Source organism: Candidatus Bathyarchaeota archaeon (assembly GCA_030739585.1).
Lineage (GTDB): Archaea > Thermoproteota > Bathyarchaeia > TCS64 > TCS64.
Window position 1 is genome coordinate 45242 of record JASLYX010000007.1, and the last position, 19713, is coordinate 64954.

20 protein-coding genes and 2 tRNA genes are annotated in these 19713 nt (G+C 44.8%); 16 read left to right on the forward strand and 6 right to left on the reverse strand.

Annotated elements, in window-relative coordinates:
• The first annotated feature begins 21 nt into the window (after positions 1 to 21).
• Both QGG23_06580 and QGG23_06585 read left to right on the forward strand, forming a co-directional pair.
• Positions 22 to 849, forward strand: a complete 828-nt coding sequence (locus QGG23_06580; GenBank protein ID MDP6049090.1) for a 6-bladed beta-propeller — start codon at positions 22 to 24, stop codon at positions 847 to 849.
• Positions 850 to 1089: 240 nt separating this feature from the next.
• Positions 1090 to 2325 (forward strand): enolase C-terminal domain-like protein, encoded by a 1236-nt coding sequence (locus QGG23_06585; protein ID MDP6049091.1) that lies wholly within the window; start codon positions 1090 to 1092, stop codon positions 2323 to 2325.
• A 249-nt stretch (positions 2326 to 2574) separates the two neighbouring features.
• Here the strand turns inward: QGG23_06585 and QGG23_06590 are convergent, their stop codons facing one another.
• A complete protein-coding gene (locus QGG23_06590) occupies positions 2575 to 3609 on the reverse strand; it encodes a hypothetical protein (GenBank protein ID MDP6049092.1) in 1035 nt (344 codons plus the stop codon).
• Between the two features lie 190 nt (positions 3610 to 3799).
• Between QGG23_06590 and allE the strand changes: the two genes are divergently transcribed.
• The 6 genes from allE to QGG23_06620 all read left to right on the forward strand — a co-directional run bounded on the left by allE (position 3800) and on the right by QGG23_06620 (position 10416).
• Positions 3800 to 4537, forward strand: coding sequence for a (S)-ureidoglycine aminohydrolase (gene allE, locus QGG23_06595; GenBank protein MDP6049093.1), 738 nt, complete (start codon positions 3800 to 3802; stop codon positions 4535 to 4537).
• 24 nt (positions 4538 to 4561) lie between these two features.
• Positions 4562 to 5923, forward strand: coding sequence for a dihydroorotase (gene pyrC / locus QGG23_06600; GenBank protein ID MDP6049094.1), 1362 nt, complete (start codon positions 4562 to 4564; stop codon positions 5921 to 5923).
• Between the two features lie 180 nt (positions 5924 to 6103).
• A complete protein-coding gene (locus QGG23_06605) occupies positions 6104 to 7096 on the forward strand; it encodes a succinylglutamate desuccinylase/aspartoacylase family protein (protein MDP6049095.1) in 993 nt (330 codons plus the stop codon).
• An 84-nt stretch (positions 7097 to 7180) separates the two neighbouring features.
• Complete coding sequence (locus QGG23_06610; protein ID MDP6049096.1) at positions 7181 to 7768, forward strand: hypothetical protein; 588 nt, start codon at positions 7181 to 7183, stop codon at positions 7766 to 7768.
• Between the two features lie 91 nt (positions 7769 to 7859).
• Positions 7860 to 8888, forward strand: coding sequence for a succinylglutamate desuccinylase/aspartoacylase family protein (locus QGG23_06615; GenBank protein MDP6049097.1), 1029 nt, complete (start codon positions 7860 to 7862; stop codon positions 8886 to 8888).
• Between the two features lie 94 nt (positions 8889 to 8982).
• On the forward strand, positions 8983 to 10416 hold the full coding sequence (locus tag QGG23_06620) for an amidohydrolase family protein (protein MDP6049098.1): 1434 nt from the start codon (positions 8983 to 8985) through the stop codon (positions 10414 to 10416).
• 157 nt (positions 10417 to 10573) lie between these two features.
• Here QGG23_06620 and QGG23_06625 read toward each other — a convergent pair.
• Positions 10574 to 10682, reverse strand: a tRNA-Gly gene (locus QGG23_06625).
• Positions 10683 to 10897: 215 nt separating this feature from the next.
• Here QGG23_06625 and QGG23_06630 point away from each other — a divergent pair.
• The 8 genes from QGG23_06630 to lysS all read left to right on the forward strand — a co-directional run bounded on the left by QGG23_06630 (position 10898) and on the right by lysS (position 15652).
• Positions 10898 to 10987, forward strand: a tRNA-Lys gene (locus QGG23_06630).
• A gap of 32 nt (positions 10988 to 11019) precedes the next feature.
• On the forward strand, positions 11020 to 11742 hold the full coding sequence (locus QGG23_06635) for a phosphoribosyltransferase family protein (protein ID MDP6049099.1): 723 nt from the start codon (positions 11020 to 11022) through the stop codon (positions 11740 to 11742).
• A gap of 58 nt (positions 11743 to 11800) precedes the next feature.
• Positions 11801 to 12379: a DNA-directed RNA polymerase gene (locus QGG23_06640; protein MDP6049100.1), complete on the forward strand. Its 579-nt coding sequence runs from the start codon at positions 11801 to 11803 to the stop codon at positions 12377 to 12379.
• Positions 12319 to 12558: a transcription elongation factor subunit Spt4 gene (gene spt4, locus QGG23_06645; protein MDP6049101.1), complete on the forward strand. Its 240-nt coding sequence runs from the start codon at positions 12319 to 12321 to the stop codon at positions 12556 to 12558. The genes QGG23_06640 and spt4 overlap by 61 nt, the downstream gene beginning before the upstream one ends.
• The gene (locus tag QGG23_06650; protein ID MDP6049102.1) at positions 12530 to 13099 is read left to right on the forward strand and encodes a DUF359 domain-containing protein; all 570 of its coding nucleotides are present in this window, start codon (positions 12530 to 12532) and stop codon (positions 13097 to 13099) included. Before spt4 ends, QGG23_06650 begins: the two co-directional genes overlap by 29 nt.
• A complete protein-coding gene (locus QGG23_06655; GenBank protein MDP6049103.1) occupies positions 13005 to 13445 on the forward strand; it encodes a 30S ribosomal protein S24e in 441 nt (146 codons plus the stop codon). The genes QGG23_06650 and QGG23_06655 overlap by 95 nt, the downstream gene beginning before the upstream one ends.
• A 1-nt stretch (position 13446) precedes the next feature.
• Positions 13447 to 13611: a 30S ribosomal protein S27ae gene (locus tag QGG23_06660; GenBank protein MDP6049104.1), complete on the forward strand. Its 165-nt coding sequence runs from the start codon at positions 13447 to 13449 to the stop codon at positions 13609 to 13611.
• A gap of 427 nt (positions 13612 to 14038) precedes the next feature.
• Positions 14039 to 15652 (forward strand): lysine--tRNA ligase, encoded by a 1614-nt coding sequence (lysS, locus tag QGG23_06665; GenBank protein ID MDP6049105.1) that lies wholly within the window; start codon positions 14039 to 14041, stop codon positions 15650 to 15652.
• Between the two features lie 478 nt (positions 15653 to 16130).
• On the opposite strand, the gene QGG23_06670 is transcribed toward lysS, so the two are convergent.
• From QGG23_06670 to QGG23_06685, 4 genes are all read right to left on the reverse strand, one after another.
• Positions 16131 to 16988, reverse strand: a complete 858-nt coding sequence (locus QGG23_06670) for a serine hydrolase (protein MDP6049106.1) — start codon at positions 16986 to 16988, stop codon at positions 16131 to 16133.
• A 442-nt stretch (positions 16989 to 17430) separates the two neighbouring features.
• Complete coding sequence (locus QGG23_06675) at positions 17431 to 18420, reverse strand: hypothetical protein (GenBank protein MDP6049107.1); 990 nt, start codon at positions 18418 to 18420, stop codon at positions 17431 to 17433.
• Complete coding sequence (locus tag QGG23_06680) at positions 18417 to 19091, reverse strand: cysteine hydrolase (protein ID MDP6049108.1); 675 nt, start codon at positions 19089 to 19091, stop codon at positions 18417 to 18419. The genes QGG23_06675 and QGG23_06680 overlap by 4 nt, the downstream gene beginning before the upstream one ends.
• 48 nt (positions 19092 to 19139) lie before the next feature.
• Positions 19140 to 19713 (reverse strand): hypothetical protein (locus QGG23_06685; GenBank protein MDP6049109.1); only part of this gene is annotated, 574 nt, incomplete at its 5' end.

Consider the following 19713-nt stretch of genomic DNA (forward strand, 5'->3'; position numbering starts at 1 on the left):
TAAGGAGGGTATATATTCTATATGTCCAGAATTATTGTTGGATCGGGCGATTTCAAGTATGAGGTCATATCTCCTTTTGGAGAAAGCTCTGAGAAAGTTGAGATAGACCAAGTCAGTCATGTCTCCGTTGACTCTCATGATAATATCTATTTCTATCAAAGAACTGCTTGTCCAGTTGTAGTTCTTGATTATAAGGGGATAATTATTGATAATTGGGAAAATAACCATTTGGTGGACGGCCATGGAATCTTTATTACTTCTAATGATGAGATTTTTGTCTCCGCTAGAGGGGTGCATGAGGTTTTAAAATTTAATGCCGGTGGAGAGTTACTCTTACGAATAGGGGAACGAGGGAACCCCGGTTGGCAGACACCATTCAATCATCCTACGGATGTGGCAATCTCAAGGGATGGAGATATTTTTGTCACCGACGGCTATGGGAACGCATGTGTACATAGATTCACTCCGGATGGCGAGCATGTATTGACTTGGGGGGGTCCTGGAAAGGGACCGGGGGAGTTCCATACGCCTCACGGAGTCTGGGTCGACGACCTTGGGCGTGTGTATGTGGTTGACCGTGATAATAACCGGGTGCAGATATTTACCTTGGATGGGGAATACATTACTGAGTGGGGGGACTTTTTCCACCCTATGGATATCTACTTCGATTCTCTAAATAATATCTATGTCACTGACCAGACCCCGAGGTTTTCAGTTCTAAACACAGAGGGAGAGCTCCTTGCAAGGGGTTTTACGCCGGATGCAGGGCATGGCCTTTGGGGAGATTCATATGGTAATCTCTATCTTGCGGGACTTCAAATTGGCGTCGTAAAATTATCTAAACTTTAATTGGCTCTACGGCGTACGGAAACTGATACTCCGTTTTTTACGTTTCAATCTGAAACCCTTTACACCGTAGTGGCTTTATCTCCTCAAAGATATTTTGAAGTGTATCACATTCTCCCACGTCTCCTGTTAACAGAGAAAGCACACACGAGCTGGATTTTTCATATGTACGAACCTTTTACGAAAGGAAGCAGCGTCAAAACGCATATTTACAAGGTAAACGCAAAGAACAAATGGGTCTAAATGGAAATCACTAATATTTCTACCATTGCAGTGACTGTTCCCATTGAACCGCCAAAAAAAATACAGAGTATAAAAAACGGATTTGCCGAAAAAAAAGGATCTAGAAAGTCTCCTACCTGGTTAACCCCTGGAATTTTCCCTCATGGTGGAATCAATAGACACGACACAAGAACATTCAAGGATGGCATTGACCACATTGATTATGTCTTGGTAAAGATCGAGACGGATGAAGGGGTGACAGGCATCGGGGAAGCAGCAACAGATATCGGCTTCTTTGGTGAGACCCTTGAAGCGGTAAAATATGGCATTGACAGATATATTGCGCCTAGTCTCCTCGGAATGGATCCTCTCAATCGCGAATTGATCATGGCCAAAATGACCTTGGATGGCGAGCGTCAACTTCCATGCGCCAGATCGGGAATTGACCTAGCTCTACACGACCTTATGGGAAAGGCTTTGAATGTACCCGTAACCACTCTGCTCGGCGGCCGTCTCCGGAACAAGGTGTTAGCCGCTATAGAGGTGGGAGCCCCGACACCTGAGGACCTAGCTGAACTCTGTAATGAATATGTCAGACAAGGTGTTCGAGCATTCAAGCTTAAGATGCATGGATATCCTGATGAAGATCTTGCCAAAATTCAAGCGGTCCGTGAAGCTGTGGGCAACGAGATAACAATTAGGACTGACGCGAACCAAGGATACACTGTGAAAGAGGCGATTAAAATATGCCAGGGCGCGGAAAAATTAGATTTAGGCCTTGAGTTAATGGAGCAGCCTATTGCAGAATGGGACCTCGATGGGATGGCCATGATCAGGAACTCGACAAATGTGCTGATCGAGGCAGATGAGGGAGTATACAATAGGTACGACGTGATGCGATTCATCAAGAGAGGCGCAGCTGATTGTTTCCTTATAAAACCGGCTAAAGCTGGGGGGCTGTACAATGCCAAGAAGATTGTAGCAATAGCAGAGGCTGATGGTCTTCAATGCGTGATTGGTACTGGATGGGGACTTGGACTAAAAGTAGCTGCGAAATTGCACCTAGCGGCATCGTCCATTGTAAGGGAAGCAGCCGAATTCAGTGAGGTTTTCTTGCACGGCATGCTACTGGAGTCATCATACGAAGCATCCTTCATGCCTCCGTTGAAAGACGGCTATCTAGAGGTACCAACGGAACCCGGATTGGGTGTAAGACTAGATGAAAAAAAGATAACTAAGTATCTTTCAGATATCTAATGAAATGCAAGTTTTTTCAACTTGCGCACTAAATGAAAAAATAGGAGTATACCTAACGTCTAATATCACATTAGCCTTTCATGAAAAATCATTCATATATGAGCGCGGAAATATCTAATTCTCACTCCATCACAAAAATTAGCTAGACCCATTAATGCTCATTTTTTCTACTGGATAGTATACCAAGCCTTGGGCTTTCTAAGGATTAGATATAAAAAAAGGAAAAAATCATTTATGATTTTTATAGGTCTATCTATACTCAGTTCTGGCTGCAATTGCGAAGACTCTCCATTGGCCGGAGCCAATATGAGGGGCCTCCGCGTAGGTACTTAGTACAACTCCGTCTATTGGAGAGTTTATCTCCTCAACGACATCGCCGAAAAAGTTCTTGACTACGCCCACAACCTGTCCGGCCTTTACATCGTCTTTAACTGCTACAAGGGGGGAAAAGAATCCGCCTTTTCTGGTCATAATACCCCCTGAGGATGCTCGACCATCAGGCATATCAACTCTCTGGTATGAGACATACTGAATCTTTTCCACCACGATCTCCTCACCCGGGATCATCTTCAAATGCCTCATGCAGTTTAGGAGGCCATCCCTCATGGCGTCTCCGTTGTAACCGTTGCCAACTCCATTATCCCCGCCGTTAGACTCCATAGATACTGCTAGCGGACGCTCAACTGGCTCTCCCCTCGAATAGACAAGCATACACATCTCGTCTTTCTTGGTCACGCATGCCCTAGCAAGCTTATCTAAAGCAGAGCCTTCAGGGCTCTCCCGATAAAGAACCCTATCCCAGCCGTTCATCTGTTTGCATCCATGGTATCTGATGTGGACATCAGGATCGTATTTGACGGTCACCTGATTGATGTGGTAGGCCAATTGGTTTGTGTGTTTTCCGTATAGGTTTCCTGGATAAGCCCCGGGTAACCTTGCCCCCTGATCAATGTCTAAGGGGCTGTTCCTTGTGGCTCCTCCGAAAGGATTTCCCCTAAAAGCACTTATGTTAGTGGCAGGAAGGAGAACCATCGAACCATTCATCTCATCAAGTAGATCAGGAAGAACATTATTTGCGGCATCTAAGGACCCAAGGGCGCCTGGGTATTCATCCCCGTCCTCAAGGGCCCATACAAGCAGCTTGGGTCCAGGATTCTTTCCGTTGAGTATGATGACAGGCATCTCAACGGGTGCACCATCAGACAACTCACCTACTTTGATGTATCCCGTCCCTTTTTCGCCAGGTCCAGCTTTGGCTGAACCAAATTCTAAAGCTTCACCCATATACAATACAACCTATGATTAGGTGTTAAATAACCCAAGATTACCTTATAATTTTTCCTGCTTAATGAATATTTGAGGGATTTCTATAATCTCTTATTTTCATATTTCTAAATCCACATTTTTGTCTAATTAAACCGTATAATTCCAACAAATCTTATATCATAACTTTGGAAGATACTTGGTTGTTAATATGTTCAATATTAGACAAGTTCTCAAGAGCACTTATGCTCTCATTGTTCCCAATGACGCGTCCACTACCACAATCCCCGGATGGGATGGCGCCAAGGTACAAGTCCTTGCAGCCCCCGCGATGGGATGCGAATTTGTTGAATATCTAATCACGGTGAATAAGGAGAGTAAGGTCGCTGTACCCATCCAACCTCATCCGGAGTATGTGTTCTATATTCTAGAAGGTAATGGGGTTCTTGAGAAAGAAGGAAAAAAGTATCCGCTCGAGGTAGGGAGCTATGGCTATCTTCCCCCGAAGACCGCTTGGAAGATCAATGGAACCTCAGAGGAAGCCATGAAGTTCTTAATGGTGAAAAAAAGGTATGAACCTATCGGGCCGGAGCTCCCGGCATTTATCATTGGTCTTGACAGGGAGACCCCTGAAACCCCTAGGCAACCAGGGAGGGCAATGAAGAACTTCGTTCCATTTGGAGAGGATAAGCTCTACGATCTCTCCTGGTTCATCCTCTACTTCGGTCCTGGCACACGTATGAACCATGCAGAGAATCACCTCCATGAGCATGGTCTATACATGCTTACAGGAGAGTCATTATACCTCTTAGATGACACGTGGTACCAGACTGTCCCGGGTGACTTTATCTGGATGGCCCCTTTTGTCCCTCAGTCTTGTAAGTGGAGCGGAGAAGAGAGGGGTGCGTATCTCCTCTATTCGAACCGGAACAGAGACCCCAAGGTCTAGCCACCAAATCGGAGGGGTCGAGTGGTGTCAAAAGTTGATAAGGTCTTTAAGAATGGCAAGATTGTGACCCCTTACAGCATATTCAAGGGTGGGATAGCGGTAAAGGATGGGAAAATTGTTGCCATAGGATCGGATATGGTGATGCCAAAAGGTGAAATTGTGGTGGATCTAAGCGAAAAGGTAGTCCTACCGGGAATTATAGATAACCATGTGCACTTTGGATCTAGAATCGGTGACCTTGATAAGGAGGATTACCGGTCTGGAACTCAGGCTGCCGCGGCCAGTGGCATCACCACCATTGCAGATATGCCCACTGGAGTTCCAGGAGTACTTGACGTTGCGGGCTTGGAGAAAAAGAGGGAGATGGCTGAGAAGCATGCGTTTGTTGACTTCGCCCTTTACGGAGGCGCTGGATATGAGAATAACAATGCTTTACAGGGCATGGCAGACGCAGGCTGTGTGGCATTCAAGACCTACATGGTCGGCTCCAGTGGATATTCCTGTGGAAATGACCACGAGATATTAGAGTTGCTGAAGGCGGCATCAAAAACCGGCGTGGTTACAGGCTGGCATGCAGAGAACCCGCTGTTGATTAATCCACTTATAAAGAAACTTAAGGAGGAGGGGCGGGTTGATCCCATGGCACATGTAGAGTCAAGACCCAACTATACAGAATATGAGGCGATCTCTAAGCTGATTCTCTTTAACAAAATCGCGGGTGCAACACTACATATCATTCATCTGAGCACTAAGGAAGGATTAGCCATTATCAAAACCGCCAAGGCAGAAGGCATGAGGATTACTGCGGAGACCTGTCCTCACTATATGTTGACGACTTCCAAGTATATGGAGAAGGTGGGGCCTTTTGCAAAGATCATTCCCCCTCTTAGATCCGAGGAAGATAGGAAGGCTATGTGGAAAGGACTGGCTGATGGAACCATCGACTATATCTGCAGCGACCACGCTCCTCATCCTAAAAGTAACAAGATGGCTGGCTGGAAAAACATTTGGGACTCCGGTAACGGGAACCCTGGTACAGAAACACTCCTCCCAACTATGCTAGACCGGGTTAACAAAGGAGACTTGTCATTGCAACGGCTCGTGTATCACCTCTCGACAAGACCAGCCCAAGTATTTGGCATGTATCCTAAGAAGGGGAGCCTTATGGTTGGGGCCGACGCGGATATTACAGTGGTGGACTTGGATGCTGAATGGATTATAGATTCCGAAACAATGTACAGTAAATCCCGGGAGACCAGCATGTTTGCAGGATGGGAGATCAAAGGCAAGCCTGTGCAGACAATAGTCAGGGGCGTTACTGTGGCTCATAACAGTGTAGTTGTTGGGGAGGAAGGCTACGGCAAATTCCAGAAGAGACTCCCATGAGCCCTATTCACAGTACTATGGTTCATCGAGCTTTTTATTCCGCGTTGAATTAAAATAAGGACGAAAAAATAATTTACTCGCTATTTCAATTATCGGTACATTAGTCTTCTTTATTTTGAATTGACCACTAGTTTTATTACTTTTATAGCCTGAATGTTTGAGCATACTAAGGTGAAAAATATGAGGACCAGCGTAACTTTTGGAGACGTCACAGTTAATCCAGGTGAAATAGGCTTTGGCTCGCTCATGACTGTTGAACTCGCAGATTCAACACCTGTGAAGCTACCTATCATCGTCATGAATGGCGCTGAGGATGGACCCAAGTTCCTCTTCTCGGGAGCCGTTCATGGCGGCGAGCTCATTGGAGCGAACGTTGTAAGGCGAGTCATGAGGGAAGAGCTAAACCCCAAGAACCTGAGAGGGCTAGTTGTAGCCATCCCAGTTGGAAACCCCTTAGGTTTCATGTTTGGGGACAGGGCGAGTCCCCAAGATTTAGTGACAGGGCCACGATTTGGCTCTCCTGGAAACGAGAATGGGTCCATAACCCAGCGCTTCGGAGCGGCTGTATGGAATCAAGTTACCTCCAAGATGGATGTGAGAGTCGACATCCACGGCAATTACCCTCCATGTACCGCCTTTTGTCTCTGTAGCCTTCATGATGATCGGATCAAAGGCAAGAATACAGAAATAGCTGAAGCGACAGGACTGACCGTAGTTTACTCCCCGCCTAAGGGTACATTAGATGGCATGGGAGGGGCCCTAGACCCAAGCTATACACCTCCCCCCTCAGTAACTCTTGAACTTATAGACGCGAGAAGAGTCACCAATGTCTCGACGGATCTAGGCACTAGGGCAATCCTGAATGTGATGAAGCTCTGGGGGATGATAGATGGAGAGATCGAGAAGCAGCCCAAGCAATACGTCTGGGGCGGTGGCAGGGTAAAGAACGGCGGAACTATTCGAGCCTCAAGAGGGGGAATCATTCACTTTACAAGAACACCAGGCGAGTTCATCAAAGAAGGTGATGTTGTGGCGAAAATCTACAATCCCTGGGGAGACCTTGTGGAAAAGTTGAAATTTCCCTTCGACGGACATATCAGGTCATACACTTATCCCAGACATCAAGCCATAAACACGGGGGACACAATAGCCTACATCACCCACGATAAATAACGGGAAAAACCTCTTTCCCCTCTTTTTTACTTCAATATTTATAGGTTAGCCGGCTTTATAATCAGGGTAAAATCCGTGAATTGAATGGTGAGTGGTAAAAGTATCCGATGCGTGCTCACCGATAGAGAGCTCCAGGTTATCGTGATTCTAGGTGTGGTTAACTACATGGTTTTTCGAAACATTCATCACATTAACGTATGGCGTCTGACCCCCGCTCATGTTCCTAGACAGTTCTTCATATATTTGGAGCCAGGAAGCATAATAGCCATAATAGGATCATGTCTAGCGGGTCCTATAGCTGGAATGGCCTTTGGTTTGGTTGCCTGGAACCCTGTAATCATTCCAGAAGTCCTCATAGTAGTTAAAATAGCCCAGTTTGTATCGATAGGATACCTCCATAAGAAGATTCAGCCCCCATACAACATTTTCGCAATACCAGTGGGGACTATTATAACTCTCATTGTGCATCCAACAATCGTGGGATATGTACTATTCAAAAAACTATTCATCCACCTTTACTGGTTCCAGAACATCGCGTTCCAGACTGTCGTGGCATTCTTAGGGTATATAGTACTACGGCTGATGACTCCCAAATTGTTCTCTTGGGTCAATCCTAAACACGATTATACATTAAAAATTCCCTACTTGACAAAGAAATCCAAAAAAGACTAAGAACGAAAAGAAATTAGATTGAAATTTTACAAATACGAAGGTTTTAAATCTTATCTTTAAGCCATTAACCTTGATTCAAGGAGAAATAGGTTTGTCATCGACTATAAAAATTGGGGATATTGTTGCTGAACCCGGTACTAGGGCTAAAGGCTTCGTAAAAGTGGCTGAAACCTCTGGATTCAACATCGAACTCCCCGTGAACATTTTGAACGGAAAGCTACCCGGACCTACATTCGCTATTATTGCAGGAATCCATCCTGTAGAATATCCACCAATGGAGGGTGCCATCCGACTAGCTAATGAACTAGACCCAAGTAAAATGAGGGGTGCGTTGATAACTGTGCCCATCTTTAACATGCCTGGTTTCCAAGCAAAGGTCCCGGGCGCCCCACTTGAAAGGACCCAACTAACCATGGCTTTCCCCGGAAACCCTGAAGGGGGCATGAACGATAGGGCGGCACACTTTATCACTACTGAGATTCTTACAAAAGCCGACTACGCTATTGAGACCCATGGATGTAACTTCCAAGAGACCTGTCCAAATCATATCATTATGATTAGGACCGGAGACCAGAAATTTGACAGCGAAACAGCTATGCTCGCACGATGCTTCGATACAGAATATGTACGAAGAGCTCTAGAAACGCATATCCGCGACCTCCCAAAAAAAGGTTACAGTCTCATGACTCAATGTGCTAAGATGAATATTCCCTGTATCCTACCTGAAGTGGGAAGCGCCGGTGGGATCTCATCCACGACCGGCCAGATTAGAGAGGAAGACATCCAATGGTTCATGGACGGCGTTAAGAACTTTATGAGGAAAGTCAACATGATTGATGGTGAGTCCACCCTTTACGATCCTAATGCAGTCAGTCAGGTTCATCACTTCAGGAGCAAATCCGCTGGATGGTTCTATCCTATGGCCCCCAATGGGGCTAAAGTGACTATGGGGCAGGTTATTGGAGAGGTCAGAGACTACTTCGGAGCAGTCAAAGAGAGCATCAAGGCCCCGGCTGATGGTGTGATATCCCTTATCTGGACAAGACCAGCTGTTAATCAGGGAAGCATCCTTCTACAGATGTTTGAGATAGGCCCAAAGGTCAGCTCATTAATTCCATAATTTTTTTCTATTTTTTCTTATCAAATAAAACAATTTTATCAAGTTCCGCGTCGAAAGTTATATTTTAAGATAACTCCGTATAAATTGATACGTTATGATCGATATTGTAATTGAAGGTGGTACCATCGTCACTATGGATGACCAGAGAAAGATCATCCAAGATGGGAGTATAGCCATTGAAAAAGGTACCATCTTAGATGTTGGAACGAGGAATGAAATTTCAGCCAAGTACAACGCTAAACAGGTCTTGGACGCTAATAAACACGCAGTGCTCCCGGGTCTCATAGATACCCATGGTCACTCTGGCCATAGTATGATGAAAACAATAGCAGAAACTGGTTCAGGTTGGGGGCCCATGATTGAAGAAGTTTACCTCAGAGGTGTTAAAGAAGAATTTTGGTACATCGACTCCGTCCTAGCATCATTAGAGAGAATAAGATTTGGTGTTACAACGGGGGCTACATTCCTCGGTGGGGGCAGAGGAGCCTACCGGACTGACAACCCAAAATTCGCTGAGCTCCATATGGACGGTGCAAAAGAGGTAGGAATCAGAGAGATCCTCGGGCTTGGTCCCGTAGGGAGAGCACCTTATACTCCTAGAGAATTCCGGGATCTTGACGGAGAGAAAGAGATAACGCGCACCGTGGACTTCGATGGTATGATGGATACCTCAAGGAAAATTATAGAAAAGTATGGGGATTTCAACGATATCGTGACCGCCCGGATGACAGTTAGCAGTATTTCACCCAATCTCGACAGTCTATCGGTGGAGGATCAGGCTTTAGTGCGAAAGCAGGCTAAAGAAATTAGAGAACTAGCAGACGAATCTGGCCGTGGTATCATGGCTCACGGTGGCGGGGGAGTAATTAAATCTGCCAAGGAACTTGACCTCCTAGGGCCAGACGTCATGCTTGTCCACTGTGGGGGTCTCACCAAGGAGGATATCAACATTTTCGCGGAGACTGGGACGCATGTCTCCCATTGCCCAAGGGCTAGAGCAATAATGAGACGCAGATGTCCAGTACCTGAGTTACTAGACGCCGGAGTTAATGTTGCATTGGGCACTGATGGCACTGCCCCTGATAGAACCTTCGACACCTTCTCCGACATGCGCACTGCACAGACAATTCAGCGCCACTTTTTCCACGACTCGAGTTATATGCCACCAGGAAAGGTTCTGGGAATGGCCACTATAGACGCAGCAAATGCCCTTGGTATCGGGAATGAGATCGGAAGCCTTGAAGCCGGAAAACGTGCCGACGTTATATTATTGAATTTAAACAAGCCCCACCTGACGCCTCGGTTTATGATTCCCCAAAGAATCGTTTATGAGGCCTATGGTCACGACGTTGAAACCTCTATCATTGACGGGAAAATAGTGATGGAAAACCGAGTGATCAAGACGATAAACGAAGAAAAGGCTCTAGACCATGCTCAAAGGGTTGCTGATGAGGTTGTTGAGTTCAACAATCTTGAGAAATACATGGGGATTCCTGAGGGATTTTGGAGAAATAGCAAGTACGACTGACCTCCTCGTTTACCCAAATACCTTTTCTAGTATCACCAGTGCTGTTATGTCCCAATTTTTGCTTAAAATAATAGACGGGAATATTTTCTTGCAGTTTTTGGTCCCTATTCTATCAGTAGAGAAGTAGAAACTCTACCCTAGTAGCTCACTGTTAAATTGGTGCGGCCGCCGGGATTCGAACCCGGGTTTTCAGCTCTCCCCGATTGGACCATGGGGGGCTGAAGTCATACCAGGCTGGAATCCGCCACTAAAGTGTCCACGGCCGCCTGATTCGTCCAACCGCTAAGTACCCTGGATAAAATCACTCCCGGATTTAAACTTTATCAGAAAAGAGATTATTTCACAAAAAAAATTTTTTGCAATATATTTGATAGGTTATAACATTAAGCTTGAATTAGGGAAAAAAATTAACTGAACACTACAAATTACAAAAATTATAAATATGATGTTAATTAGAAAGGATTAACAACTTGGGACCTAGGGGCCTGTAGCTCAGCAAGGCAGAGCATCGGACTTTTAGGATGATATCGAAGAAATCCGGTGGTCAGGGGTTCAATTCCCCTCAGGCCCACTTGTTCAGAGGGTATAAGCGGAGATGAAGAGATGGAAACACGGGTGAGAGAGCTCAAATACCGGATGATGATCACAGACCTTCTCAAAGTTGCCAGTGAGACCCACACATACCAGGAACTCTCTGATATCCTAGGTCTCAGCCCTCCCATCCTAAGTAGATACATGCGCGGTCATGTACTCCCCAGCTTTAACCGGGCTCAAAGTCTCTATGACAAGCTCATAGAGATCGCAGACATTAAGGAGGAGCTCAAGAAAAAGATCATCTTTGACAAAGATGGATATTTCGACAACACTCCCCTCGTCACCGAGATTACTTGGCTCAAAATCATGTCTAACTATGCTCTTGAAAAATTTGCTGGGCGGAGGGTCACAAAGGTTCTTACCGCGGCCGTAGATGGTATCCCTATTTCCACACTTGTGGCTTATCTTTTAGAGGTAGACCTTCTAATTGCAAAGGGCACTAAAGAGGTTGGGATAAGCGACTTCATCGAAGAAACTTATATCCCAAAGGGCTCGGCCATAAGACAGAGCTTGTATATTCCCAAGAAATCAATCAAGAAGCGAGATAGTATTTTAATAATTGATGACGTGGTCAGGACAGGGGAGACTGTGAAAGCACTTGTGGATATGGTTGTTCGCCAGCGGTCTGACATCGCCGGAATTTATGTTCTAGTAACAGTAGGAGACAAATGGAAAGAGTACCTGAAGGACTGTATAAACAGGTACAGCTTTGAGACACTCATAGATCTCTAATTCATAGTTCACAAACACTTTTATCAAAGGATAAAGGAATTAGCAGGCGAATCTGATCATGTTTAACAAGATCATCATGGAGGATACCATCCGTATTGATCCCACCCAATTTGGGCTACCCCTTGAGAAAGCAGCCATCGAGGAATTGAGGGGCAAGTATGAAGGTCTCGTGGATGAGGAGTTGGGATATGTGATTATGGTTGTCAATCTAGATGTAAATTCTGTTGGGAGGATCATCCCTGGAGACGGTGGAACCCATCACCTGGTAACCTTTTCGATCCTGACATTCTTTCCTGAACTCCAGGAAGTAATGGAAGGAGAAGTGGTAGAAGTGGCTGACTTTGGAACATTCCTGAGGATCGGCCCAGTTGATGCACTTCTCCATGTGTCACAGCTCATGGATGATTTTATCTCATACGATGAAAAGCAGGGGGTTCTCCTCGGGAGAGAGAGCGGCCGTACCATTCAGCGTGGTGATCTTTTCAGAATAAAAATCGTAGCAGTCTCATTTCCTCGGGGCAGGAGTTCCGGAAAGATAGGGGTGACCGCTCGCCAGCCATTCCTTGGAAAGTTGGAGTGGATCAAGTTAGAAAGCATCGAATCTCAGTCCCAGCAGAAAGAGGTAATAGAGTCTTGAAACGTGCATGCAAGGTCTGTAAGATCATAACCGAGGACACACCATGCCCTATTTGCAAAGCGACCGATCTAAGCGATGACTATTCTGGACTTCTTGTGGTGTTAAATTCAGATGGCTCCCAGATAGCTCATAAAATGGGTATAACCGAGGATGGACAATACGCCCTTAAAATCCGGTAGAATTGGAAGTCTAATAAGCCTCCAGAAAAAAACCCTCAATCTCCCGGAGTTTATGAGGTCCGAGTTGAAAAAGCCCCTTGGAAATCTCCTAATTGGATTACCCAATGTGACCGTTAACCTACTTAGGGTTTTTACGCAAAAAGGACCGCCGTATTTTGCAGTAGTAGGGGACTTTACCAGCAAGAACATTCTAGATGCCGGACTTGAACCTGATCTCGTTATCGTAGATAACAGGATTATGAGATCCAAAGTTCCTCCATTGGACTTCGGGGATCGACAGAAAATTACACTGGTTAATCAAGCGGGGACGGTTAACTCTAATGTCTGGAATACCTTGTGGGAGGCGGTAAGCCTTAAAAGTCGGGTATCTATAACCGTTGAAGGTGAAGAGGATCTCTTGGTACTGCCCCTCATATCGTTGACACCTATCGGATCACTGATTGTGTATGGACAACCCCGAGAGGGTATGGTCGTTGTCGAGGTTACAAAGAAGAAAAAGGAGTGGGTTAAGGACTTCTTATCCCGAATGGAGGAAAACTAATCTGAAAACCAATTTAAAGTCCACAAAGGACAACCCCCTCCTAGGTAGGAGGGAGATCACATTTGAGATCCGGGAACAGTCAACGCCAAGCAGGGCTAAAGTCCGGAGGGAATTGGCTGTTTTGATGAAGGTAGAGCTGGATAGAGTCTGGGTCAGGAACATAGAAACTAAGAAAGGGACCCATACAACCGTAGGTCTTGTCCATGTATATCAGGATCCAGAAAATGCTATCTTGGTAGAGCCCGATTATATCATAAAGAGAAACCAAAAGCCTGAGGCGGTAGCCAAATCTGAAGAGCAAGGAACTCTTGAGCCTGAGGCTAATAAACAGGAGTCTGAAAAATAGAATGCCTAAGAACACATATAAAATGTATGAGATCAAGGACGGAAAGATCGAGAGAAAGACCCCTTTTTGTAGCAGATGTGGCAAGGGATACTTTATGGCAGATCACGGTGACAGAATTTCATGCGGCCACTGTGGATTCAGCATCCCTAAAACACGGCAAAAGTAAAGAGCACTTATTACCTCAATTCCGGTGGAGAGTAAGGTATACATAGATTACGGTCATTGCTGAAATAAGGATGTCAGTAATGTATGGTTTTTATGTTCCTCTTTGTTCCTTAGGCTATGATTTGTGTCGATATGGATCGATGTTGATCTAAGGGGAGCGCCTGGATCAAACTATGTGTAACGGTTCACATATATCAAATCCCCTTATTTTATTCAATTTTTTTGGGTCTTTCATTGTTTTAGTTTGGCGTTTGTATAGTTACTAGAGTGTTTCAACTTTTTGAAGGCAGATTATTTGTTTCTTTTCCTGATCTATTTTCCTAAATATACTTCCCCTGGTCCGGCGAACTCTCTTTTTCCTTGTCATAAGACAACAAGATATTTACAGGGCTTCGCATAACCACTGGATATACTCCGGAGTAAATGTCATGCGCAATATACGTGGCGAGAACCCTGAGGTAATTGGACGTGGAACCTGGTATGATAAAGCAGCCGCCAAGCTGATTGAGCGGGAAAAAAAGCTCGGCAGGAGCCTAGATCGCTTTAGGACAGAGAGCGGAATCGGGGCATCGGGGATACCTCATATTGGGAGCCTAGCAGACGTCCTAAGAAACCACGCATTAGCTCAGGCTGTGCAGGACCAGGGATACAATGCTGAGTTCATTGCCTTCTCTGACGACAAGGATGGCCTCAGGAAGGTTCCCGCGGGTCTCCCAGAGGAAATGGAGGAATGGCTCGGATATCCGGTCTCCTCGATCCCGGATGTCCTAGGTAGTTGTCATAACAGCTTTGGAGCTCATATTACCTCGCTACTCCTTAAGGCAGTAGAAACCAGCGGCGTGGATTATACGTTCATGTCGGGAACCAAGATCTATGAGGAGGGGATACTTAATGATGAGATCGTTGCAATCATGGAGAACCATGATAAAATAGGGAACATCATCAAGGAAGAGCTAGGCCAAGAAAAGTACACGGATACCCTCCCCTATTTCGTGGTTTGTGAAAGTTGTAACCGTATCTACACCACCAACGCCTACCGGTACATCCCTGAAGAACACAAAATTTTCTACAGATGTATGGGTATGGAGGTCAAGGGCAGGTGGCTAGAAGGGTGTGGCCATGAAGGAAAGGTGGATGTCACAGCCGGCCAAGGTAAGCTGAGCTGGAAGGTGGAATTCGCCGCCAGATGGCACGCTTTAGACATCCGGTTCGAGGCTTTCGGTAAAGACATCGCAGACTCTGTTAGGGTAAATGATCGTATTTGTAGAGAGATCTTCGGATGGGAGCCTCCTATGCATGTCCAATATGAGATGTTCCTTGACCAGGGGGGGAAAAAAATCTCGAAATCAGCGGGAAACGTCTTTACTCCCCAGGTTTGGTACAGATACGGATCACCACAGTCTCTGAATCTCTTAATTCTAAAGAGGTTCGTAGGAACCAAGAGTGGCTCCGTTGAGACGATCCCGCCACACATGGATGAACTAGATGACCTTGAGGACGTTTGGTTCGGAAAAAGAAAGGTGAAAGATCATATGGAAAAGTCCAAACTCACGGGGATTTATGAGTATGTTTGGATATTTGATCCCCCTGAGGAACCTACGATCCACGTTCCCTATAACCTTCTATTGAACCTTGCCAAGGTTGCTCCAAAAGGCATCGAATCAAGGTTCATCCGAGACAAACTTGATACCTATGGTAGTCTTAAAGACGGGGATATTGGGCTTGAAAAGAAGATACAATACGCCCTGAACTGGATTGAGGACTTTGGAGAACCAGAACTTCCAAAGGTATCCCTTAACAAGGACGAGACAAAGGTGATCAGCTCCCTGATCACAGCGCTAACTCAGGCAATGGATGAGGAAGATTACCAGAGTTCTGTTTTTGATGTTGCTAGGGATGAAGAATTTCCTTCTGGAAGGTTATTCCAGTTGTTATATAGAATTCTTCTTGGGAAGGCAAGGGGACCTAGGTTTGGACCATTCACATCAACGATAGGTAAGGAAACAGTTATTACAGAATTAAAAAAAGCAATAAACACATAATCGCCTTAGCAGGCATCTTTATTCTGCCTAAAATGGGATTTAAAGATAGGATAAATAATAGATAAAGAAGATTTCATTGGTCTTTGTAGCCTTTCGCTAAGAACCGATTTTGTTAATGAATAATAAATGATTTTCTAGGTGTACGTCACGTAGGCATTGAATGTAGCTGTTTAGTCTGTGGGAATTCTGTCAATTTCATATGTTTCGTCACCAATTTTGGAATCCAAAGATGAAGTTACTTTCCTGAAGTCACAGTATGGTGTTTAATCATATTTCTCATCTCAAATGATTGTTATATTCAACATTCATACGACATTAGCTATTGTATTTGGATTCATCGCACACGCGTGGCTTAAGGTATTCAAAGATCTGCGTTATTCAGGCAGAAAATGGGGGATCCGAAGAAGACATAGCTAAAGGGGGGGTTACGGTCATCTTATACGGGAGGTCTGTACATGCGTATAGATTACCATTTCCTTTACGCGAGTTCTGATTCAGGCACTATCATCCCATAAACGTTGGCTGAGGACTCAAACTGGAAATATTCATATACTAAGCTAGAGACCTCGGTTATCCGTTTACCTGCTAGGATCTTTCTAGCGTCGCTCAAGGAGATCTCTTTGGTAAGTATAATTATTACATAGGGTCTATTTGGCTGAAAGATAATTGCCGCATCGCAGCTGACTCCGATCATTCCTCCTGGTTTGTTCGCTATTTCAAGTTCCATTGGTACTCCTAGGCTGATTGCGGTTATCTTGGGTTTTTTAAGAACAGATAGTGTCTGCTCACACACCCAGGCGTCTAATCCCTTTTTTCTAAAGAGACATTCCATCAGTTTCATAAACTCGAAAGGCGTCGAAATATTCTCCTGTCCACTCAAAGCAGCTTGATAGTCTTGCATCTTCCTCTGTAATTTTGTTTCCATCAATCCTAAATTTTGCATCAGGAGATTCACATCGTCCATTCCAACTTTATCAATCAACATATTGGTTGCTGTATTGTCGCTCACTATTATCATCAGAGTGGCTAGATCTTGCAGAGACATTGTCACCGTGCCATCTCCTAGTTCATTGAGAACGCCGCTTCCTTTTGTCTTGTTTCCCTCTTGGATGGTAATCTCACTATACAGATCGAGCATTCCAGACTTTACCTGTCTGAAAAATTCCATTAGCAATGGAATTTTTATGGAGCTGGCAACGGGAAACACCTCATTCTCATTTATATTAAACTCGTCTCCAGAGACGAGATCTTTGATGGATATGCCCATCACTCCGTTGAAGTCATTGGTTATAGCCTCTAACCGTCTCAAAAGCTTCTCTTTGATTATTTCGCTCATTCTTATTCCTACAAAAAAATATATTTTTCATATTATTAAAATGCTTTTTTTATCCTATTTTACCTGTAAATCTATAGCATGCGCACGAGCGAGAGGGGCTCTATGCAAACGGGTTATACGGGCAAGCAGGTGATAGTGATGTGCACACTATAATGCGTTACTTATAATGAAAAATTGCATATTATCCTTAGAATCATGATCCCCCTAACCAAGTGGGCCCTACCTCACGGCTGATTGTGGGTTTTTTAGGATGTAGCACTGCAGCTTACTGAGTGGAAGCTTTCCACAGATCACAACCTAGCTGTACAAAATCCTGAGCAGTAAAGGAGTGGAAATCAATCAGGAACGGAGATTTTACGTCAGATCTGGTTACGCTAAGAAGTGGTAAGGCAGGGATAGAGGTGTAATTCATAACAGGACTGGAAATGAAGTTTATCAGACTTTATACATTCCTCTTTCTCAAAGCGTTCGATGGGTTGTCCACTGTCAACTTATGTATATCATCATAGGTCAAACCCCGCTCCCTAAGCATTGGGATAAAATGGTTTATTATGTCCAGATATCCTGGTCCATTATACTTTTTCAACATAGGCTTCCTATTTCGGTCCTGGCTTAGAAGAAGATGCCCCAATAAGCCTCTTGCCTTCAAAGATGCCGCAAGATCGGCCCTAGTCTCGTCCAATATATAGTGATTCTTACCAATAGTGTCAAACTGAATCCAAGCCCCTCGTTTCACTAGCCTAACAAGATTACGGATATCAACGTTCTCATCAGTGTGGCCCACAATGACTGCTTCGGGGTCTACTCCTTCATCTTCTAATATATCCAAAAGATCCATTCCGATGTTTCCACCCTCTAGCTCATACCGAATAGAGCCAGAATTATGAGTAGTTATCGGCATCCCCGTCTTGAGATGCCCTTTTGCCACGGCTCTTAGCCCCTTTAACTCATTGTGGCTATAAACAGGTCTGCTGGTAGAAGTCTTGATCATTCCTGCCTTTATGTCGGTGACCTCGTGGCTCTCCCTTGCGTTGCAGCCGATCTCAACCTCTCGGATGATCCAGTCTGCCAGTTGCTCGATAGTTTTGTTTTCGATCCAACTAGGCATATACTCCTCAACATAAAATCCAGCACATATGATAAGATTTACATTTGTTCTCTCGGATATCGTTCTAAGAGCTATGGGGTCCCTACCCCAACCTTGACAAGTTACCTCTACGATGGTTCTTCCTCCTTCATTCCTGAATAAGTTAAGCTCCTCGGTCATCACATTAACGTCATCGAACCACATATAGCTCCCCCAGGAAGGTTTCTTCACACGATTAGAATAAGAGCGACCGAGAGTGGAGTCACATATTATGTGCTCATGAGGAAGAGTGAAACCAAGCTCCTTGGGGTCTACTTTTCCGAGAACCGTTTGCACATAAGTCACTCTAGAACCCCCTCCACAACATCTTCTAACAACTCCAGAGTTGCTTGAGAGTTTCTGACACGTATCAAACCACCAGTGAGTCGTCGGGTACCGTTTGAGACACCTCCTGCGCTAGCATCGGAGACAACAATTACACCAAAGTCTCTGTCCGCCGCATCAAATGCCAAGGCATTTAGATATCCAGGGGTTCTAACGCCGCAAACGATCAAGTACTTTATGCCCATTTCTTTTAGAAGGTCTTCCAGAAACGTGCAATTGAAGGGATTGCTGCATAACTTGTCAAGGACAATTTCTTTTTTTTCATTAGTAAAGGAAAGGGTCTCATCATCTGGATCATAGGGAAAATCTTTGTCCCAAACGGATATCTGACGCCCAATATCTGTTCCGTCTTTTGTCTGGGAGACAATCCTGGTGAAAATGATCTTTATGCCAAGTTGTCTACACTTGGTTAAAATTTTCCTTGTATTTTTTACGGCACGCTTTAAGTGTGCATGGTAATCTTCAAACTCAGATGACACACCTTTAAGACGCATAAGTTTAGACCAACCTCCATTCTTATCAACGGTTAGTTTCTGCATGTCCGAAATCAGGAGGGCAGTATTTCTCGACGAAAGGTTAAAGGCCGGCACAGGCTTGAGAAGAATATTAAAGGGAATTCTACGATTTGACAATTCTAATTCATATAGAACTGTCATCTCATGTAGAAAAGGGGTTCCCTTTCAGGACCCTGCGAGTTCAGCGTAGTTTTGAAGAACCTGAATAAAGGACCTCTCAAGCTTAACCAAGCCAGCAATATTCTCTTGTTCGTCAAGAACCAAATAGTTTCCTTCCTTTCCCCTTCCAACATGGCCAAGTCCACCTGACATACAAGGGATACCCAAAGAGTTGTTGAATGCGTTAGTAGGCGAACTCGCTGGAGCTGAAGGATGGATTGCCGGTGAAGCCATCCCCTCATCCTTGTAAAGCTTCAGGACCGCCTGTACAATGGGTTCATCTATGCTTGTCCTGGCGGGTCCAAAGCCATAAAGCTTCTTGACTTCAATGTCCTCATAACCTCTCTTATCAAGATGAGCCCGGACTTTATTGATCATGCCTTCTGCGGTCTGATCAGGCACAATTCTCGATTGGAATTTTGCAACAGCTCTATGAGCTACAACACCAACTGGGGTAGAATTGAATAACTCTGATTCCGTAGAGGTGTATGGCATTCCCTCGATGTTAAGGGTTGGTTCAAAGAGATTTTGTCTGAGGATATTCTTTCCTACGGCGTCTTTATAAAAGACATCCGCACCC

What these genes read in the sequence shown, in the direction of transcription:
- QGG23_06580 (MDP6049090.1), top strand. Translation starts at nt 22, where the DNA reads ATGTCCAGAATTATTGTTGGATCGGGCGATTTCAAGTATGAGGTCATA.
- QGG23_06585 (MDP6049091.1), top strand. Translation starts at nt 1,090, where the DNA reads ATGGAAATCACTAATATTTCTACCATTGCAGTGACTGTTCCCATTGAA.
- QGG23_06590 (MDP6049092.1), bottom strand. Translation starts at nt 3,609, where the DNA reads ATGGGTGAAGCTTTAGAATTTGGTTCAGCCAAAGCTGGACCTGGCGAA.
- allE (MDP6049093.1), top strand. Translation starts at nt 3,800, where the DNA reads ATGTTCAATATTAGACAAGTTCTCAAGAGCACTTATGCTCTCATTGTT.
- QGG23_06605 (MDP6049095.1), top strand. Translation starts at nt 6,104, where the DNA reads ATGAGGACCAGCGTAACTTTTGGAGACGTCACAGTTAATCCAGGTGAA.
- QGG23_06610 (MDP6049096.1), top strand. Translation starts at nt 7,181, where the DNA reads ATGGTGAGTGGTAAAAGTATCCGATGCGTGCTCACCGATAGAGAGCTC.
- QGG23_06620 (MDP6049098.1), top strand. Translation starts at nt 8,983, where the DNA reads ATGATCGATATTGTAATTGAAGGTGGTACCATCGTCACTATGGATGAC.
- QGG23_06635 (MDP6049099.1), top strand. Translation starts at nt 11,020, where the DNA reads ATGGAAACACGGGTGAGAGAGCTCAAATACCGGATGATGATCACAGAC.
- QGG23_06640 (MDP6049100.1), top strand. Translation starts at nt 11,801, where the DNA reads ATGTTTAACAAGATCATCATGGAGGATACCATCCGTATTGATCCCACC.
- QGG23_06650 (MDP6049102.1), top strand. Translation starts at nt 12,530, where the DNA reads ATGGACAATACGCCCTTAAAATCCGGTAGAATTGGAAGTCTAATAAGC.
- QGG23_06655 (MDP6049103.1), top strand. Translation starts at nt 13,005, where the DNA reads ATGGACAACCCCGAGAGGGTATGGTCGTTGTCGAGGTTACAAAGAAGA.
- QGG23_06660 (MDP6049104.1), top strand. Translation starts at nt 13,447, where the DNA reads ATGCCTAAGAACACATATAAAATGTATGAGATCAAGGACGGAAAGATC.
- lysS (MDP6049105.1), top strand. Translation starts at nt 14,039, where the DNA reads ATGCGCAATATACGTGGCGAGAACCCTGAGGTAATTGGACGTGGAACC.
- QGG23_06670 (MDP6049106.1), bottom strand. Translation starts at nt 16,988, where the DNA reads ATGAGCGAAATAATCAAAGAGAAGCTTTTGAGACGGTTAGAGGCTATA.